General features: G+C 71.0%; 1 pseudogene. It reads right to left on the minus strand.

The features are described 5' to 3' along the window. Positions 1 to 365 precede the first annotated feature (365 nt). Positions 366 to 418: pseudogene (locus tag HWX25_RS33935) on the minus strand (hypothetical protein); the annotation flags it as partial. Positions 419 to 421 lie beyond the last annotated feature (3 nt).

Consider the following 421-nt stretch of genomic DNA (forward strand, 5'->3'; position numbering starts at 1 on the left):
CGAGGGTTCGAGCGCGATGCAGGCGTCCATCTCGAGGGCGGCTTGCTCGCAGCCCAGTGCGCGCTGCAATTCGAGCTAGGCGATCGCCGCCTGCATCGCGGCGGGCTCGCGATGCAGCACCAGCTTGCCGGATGGCACGAAGTCGAAATCGAGCGAGGGTTCGGCCGCGATCAGCTCGTGCATCACCGTGCGGCTCAGGAACGACAGCGACAGCAGCCGGCGCGTGGTCAGCGCGCTGCGTGAGCGAGCCCGGCAGCTTGCCGATCACGCCCGGATCCGCGAGCGGCGCGACGTAGCTGTAGGAGAGCTGGCCGCCATTGCCGGCGCTGGTCTGGCCGGCCACCTCGGGCCCGCGCTCGACCACCGTGACCGCGTGCCCGGCCCGGCTCAGGGTATAGGCGCTCGACAGGCCGATCACGCC

Origin of the sequence: Burkholderia sp. BCC1640 (assembly GCF_902833125.1) — a bacterium.
Taxonomy (GTDB): domain Bacteria; phylum Pseudomonadota; class Gammaproteobacteria; order Burkholderiales; family Burkholderiaceae; genus Burkholderia; species Burkholderia diffusa.